Here is a 4,626-nt window from a genome sequence, read left to right on the forward strand (position 1 = left end):
TGGGCATGGTGAAGCTGGAGATGCTGGTCAACGGCCTCCCGGACTTCCAGACGGACGTCCCCGACACGAATTACGCGGAGATCGCCCGAGCGATTGGTTTCCACGCGGAGCGCGTCGAGGACGCGTCGCGCCTGGAGGGCGCGTACCGCGAGGCGTTCGCGGCGCCCGGCCCGGCCCTCGTCGAGGTCATCACGGACCCGAACGCCCTCTCGCTCCCGCCGGCCATCACGGGCGGCCAGGTCGTCGGCTTCGCGACCGCGATGAGCAAGATCGTCCTCAACCGCGGCATCGCCGAAGCCTTCTCGATGGCCACCTCCAACATGCGCAACATCCCGCGCCTGTAGGTCCCCTCGGGAGGGCCTCCGGGGACGAGGCCGGGGCTGAGTCGCAAAGCGCGACCTGGCTCCGGCCTCGTTCTTAGGCGTACCGGCGGGCGATCGACACAACCTCGGGCACGTAGGAGCGCCCGAAGATCGCGCAGTGAATCATCATGATGTGCGCCTGGTGCAGGGCGACGCGCTCGCGCCAGCCGTCCTCCAGGGGCGAGGCCTCGTCGTAGGCGGCGAGGATCCGCTCCAGGTGGGGGCAGCCGAAGACGGCGAGGGCCGCGAGGTCCTCCTCGGCGTGCCCGCCCTGCGCGGCGGGGTCGATGAGGACGGCGCCGCCCGGGGTCCACATGACGTTGCCGCTCCACAGGTCCCCGTGGGTGCGCGCCGCGCCGACGTCCTGCTGGCGGGTGATTGCCCTGTCGACGAGGCGCGGCTGCCCGTGGTCGAGGCCGCCGGAGTCGAGGCGCTCGCACAGCCGCTCGATGAGGGCGCGCTCGGCGGCGGTGAAGGTTCGATCGTCGACGTAGGGGGCGATGCGCTCGCGCGCGTAGAAACTGCCCCAGGATTCGCGTGGGGACGAGGCCGGGGTGGCCTCGTCGGGGTTCGCGCGGTTCGCGCCGCCCGCTTCACCGCGAGCGCTCGGGTGACTCGGCAGGGACAGGGGCGCCTCCCCCATCCAGCCGTCGCCCGCGACGCCGGGCGGGGGCGCGCCCAAGTGCCTGGCTCCGGCCGCGTGAGTGTGGGCGAGGGCCCGGCCGAACTCCTCGGCCGCCCGTGGGGTTGGGGATACGGAGAGCAAGCGCGGCTCCTCGAGCCACGTCGCGCCGTGATCGAGGACGGGGACGACGGCCGCGCCGGGCGACGAAGCCTCGGCAAGCCACGCGAGGCCCGCGACCTCGTACGCGATCCGCCCCCGGCGGCAATCCGACTTCCTCATCGTGTCCATGGGCGCTCCCCCGTTCCCTTCCCGCGACCCGCGCGAGGGGCCGCCACTGCGCTCCCCATGCTATCGCCCACCTCGCCACCCGCCCGCCGCACCGCGTCCTGGCGGGGTGCCCAGGCCTCGTCCCCCTTGGACACATACCGAGGAAACATCGATATACTGCCAGGAGAACACAGTCCGCCACAATGAGGATGTAGGTCTCCATGACCCTCACGACGACACAGAAGTCCATTCAAGAGCTGCTACACGGCGACCGCCAGTATCAGATTCCCGACTTCCAGCGCCCCTACGTGTGGGAGGAGCAGCAGGCGGAAACCCTGGTCAATGACTTGTTGGGCGCGTGGCGCACGAACGACGGGGACTACTTCCTGGGGTCGATCGTCCTGGTGCAGCACACCAGCTGCGACGACGTGGACATCATCGACGGGCAGCAGCGCCTCACCACCCTGTGCATCCTCGTGTCTCTGCTGCGTCACCTGGAGGAGGATTCCGCGCTGCGCGGTGAACTCGGCGATCTTCTCCTCATTCCGCAGTCGCGCATCAAGGGCTTGGATGAGCGGCCGCGCCTGAGCGTGCGCGAATGCGACCGCGAGTTTTTCGACACGTTCATCATCGGCGACAATATCGACTCCCTGCTCGACGTCGACGGCGACAGTCTCACGCGCCCCTCGGTGCGCCGCATCGTCGCCAACGCGCGCGCCATGCTCGACGTGCTGGGCAACCCTGACACGCTGATGCCCGGAGAGATCAGCGACTTTATCCGCTACCTGACCCTGCACGTGTCCCTCATCGAGGTGTCGACCGATTCCTACCAGGCGGCGCACCGCATTTTCTCGGTGCTCAACACGCGCGGCGTTCCTCTGTCTGCCGCCGACATTTTCAAGGCGCGCGTCCTGTCCCGCGTGGAGCCCGACGCCCGCGCCCGCTACGCGGCCCTGTGGGAGCAGTGCATCGACTCGCTGGGCGCGGAGAACCCGGACGCGTTCTTCGGGCACCTGCTCACGCTCACGCTGCGTGCGCCCGCCAGGAGGGCCCTCATCGACTCGTTCGACGAGCAGGTCCTCGCGCCGTTCTTCGCCTCCAGGAGCGGCGAGGAGTTCATCGACGAGGTCTTGGTTCCTTCCGCTCGCGCGTACACGTTGGCGACGCTGGAGCCTCTGGTGGGGCACCACGCGGCCACGCCGCTTGAGCTTTTGCGCCTGTATGACTCCTCGGATTGGAAGCCCGCGGCGATGAGCGTGTTGCGCGCGGGTCGCGGCGATGAGGAGACCGCGCTGCTGTTCCTCCTCGAGCGCGTCTACGGCACGGCTGTTGCCGCGCGCCTCAGCTCCTCGTCGCGCACCGGGATCGTCACCCAGTTCATCGCGGCATTCGAGGACGGCGAGTCCCTCAACGCCGCCTGTTCCGTGCCGGACAGCGTCCGGCACCGGGCCGCCGAGACGATCTCGAGGCCCCTGCCGCAGTCCTCCATCCGCAAGGTCCTCCTCTACCACGCGATGGTCGCCGAGCATGGGTCCTTCCCGACGCGCCTGCCGCGCTCCATGGGCGTCCTGTGTGGGCTTCCGGCCAGCCACATTCGAGGCGTCGACGAGGACATCGACCTGCGCGCGTGGAACAAGCGCCTGGGGAGCTTCATCCTGTCCACCATCAAGTCACGCACCGTCAACCAGGCGCCCGACTGGGACACGGTGGCGCGCGCCGCCCGCCACGTGATGACGCTCGGCGACTTCGCGGTCGGCTCGCTGCCCTGCGCCGGGGGCGAGATTCACGCCGCCGACCTGGAGGAGCGTCAGCGGCACCTGACCCAGCTGATCTTGGACTACTGGGATATTCGACGAGATTCCGATGGCGTGGACCTGTCTGTCCTGTCCAGCGCTGAACTTGAGGCCGCCGTCGATAAGCGGTCTGCTGCTCGCGTCCGCCAGGTGCGCCTGGCCGACGTCGTCGCGACCGGCATCATCTCCCCCGGCGACACGTTCACGTGGCGGCGCCGCAACCTCGGCAACGTCTACGTCGTGACCATTTCCCCGGAGGGCACCATCGTCCTGCCCGACGGCCAGGAAGTGTCCTCCCCGTCGGCGGCCGTCGCCGCCCTGACCGGCACCAGCAGCGCCGCCGCCCTCGACGTGTTCGTGCGCGAGTCCGACGGCAAGAAGCTACGCGACCTGTGGGACAGCTACAGGAGCCGATTCGGGGCGTAAGTTGTGACAGCAAGGGCCGCATCAATACTTGAGCACTCACATTCGCTTGTATGCGCGTGGGATTGTCGCTGTGCGACGTTAGCCTGGTATCTCGCACGCTTACCCGATGTCCTACACGTGGGCGGCGCTGCCCAGGCGTACACTAACGCGCCCACGTGCAGATAAGAGGGCCCAGGCACACATTATCGGGCCCACGTGCGCGGTGTTCGGGCGCGACCGAGACGTTTTCGCATGCAATTCGATTGACTGAACTTTCAACATAACGCGAAAACGTTGCAATTCCAACGATGCAGTTCTGTGCTGCACACAAGTCGCGAGGGGATTGCATGCGAAATTGGGGGCACAGCACGCTTCGTGTTGGAGTGTCGCTCCTCTGGATGTCAGATTGCAGCGTGGCCTGCCAGTTCGCGTGGCGTTCGCGCTGCGGCGCGTCGCCTTCAGGCCAGGCCACGGCCGTCCACCGGGCACGGAAGCAGCACCACCGGGCTCTGCGGTGCCTGACGCAGGGGCGATTTGGGGGTTTTGCACCATTAGGAGCCTCCCCTCGGCGTGTCGCCGGCGTGTCGCGGCTCTAATGGCGCAATTCCCCCCATCCGCTGCTCCAGCAGGAGGACGGAGTCCGGCGAGTCGCGGCTCTAATGGTGCAATTCCCTCCGTTTGCTGGCAGTGAGGTTGCCGTTCGGGGCGGTGAGGTTACGGTTCGCAGTGGGGATGCGCCCACATCGCCAGCCACCTCGCCGAAAAACGCTGACAACGGGGGGGTTGTGGGCGAGGTGTCCTGCGTCTTGGTGGCAGCGATACCTGGCCTCGTGTGTCGCTCGCACGCGAACCGCTGAATATGCGCGTTAACCCCTTGATACGCACGCCAACCTCTCGATATGCGCGTGGGCGGCGCTGCCCAAGTGCGCGACGAGAAGCGTAGGCAGCCAGTGCACCTCGGCGAACTGCCCGCTGAAACTGAGTGCCCATACCTGGTCATCGTTCGCCCGCACGCCGGGCATTTGGGGGTATTCATACCCCCACGATGAAACAACCACCTTCAATGTTGATTTTCCCGCACCAGCAAGCCGAAGAGTCACCCCTCCAGCAACACGTAGTGTGGACTATCGGTCACGAACGTGGTGCTTAAGTTCCGGGTTTAGGTTGGGATTGC

The 4,626-nt window shown here is 67.3% G+C and carries 3 protein-coding genes; 2 read left to right on the plus strand and 1 reads right to left on the minus strand.

All coding sequences use genetic code 11. The features are described 5' to 3' along the window. A partial coding sequence (locus RYL44_RS09970; RefSeq protein WP_314975893.1) for a thiamine pyrophosphate-dependent enzyme occupies nt 1-344 on the plus strand: 344 nt, incomplete at its 5' end. Between the two features lie 73 nt (nt 345-417). On the opposite strand, the gene RYL44_RS09975 is transcribed toward RYL44_RS09970, so the two are convergent. Beyond that, nucleotides 418-1,275: a fructosamine kinase family protein gene (locus RYL44_RS09975; RefSeq protein ID WP_314975894.1), complete on the minus strand. Its 858-nt coding sequence runs from the start codon at nt 1,273-1,275 to the stop codon at nt 418-420. Nucleotides 1,276-1,475: 200 nt separating this feature from the next. Here RYL44_RS09975 and RYL44_RS09980 point away from each other — a divergent pair, with 200 nt between their 5' ends. Beyond that, nucleotides 1,476-3,473: a GmrSD restriction endonuclease domain-containing protein gene (locus tag RYL44_RS09980; protein ID WP_314975895.1), complete on the plus strand. Its 1,998-nt coding sequence runs from the start codon at nt 1,476-1,478 to the stop codon at nt 3,471-3,473. The last annotated feature ends 1,153 nt before the right edge of the window (nt 3,474-4,626 follow it).

The sequence above is a fragment of the Actinomyces bouchesdurhonensis genome (assembly GCF_963540955.1).
Lineage (GTDB): Bacteria > Actinomycetota > Actinomycetes > Actinomycetales > Actinomycetaceae > Pauljensenia > Pauljensenia bouchesdurhonensis.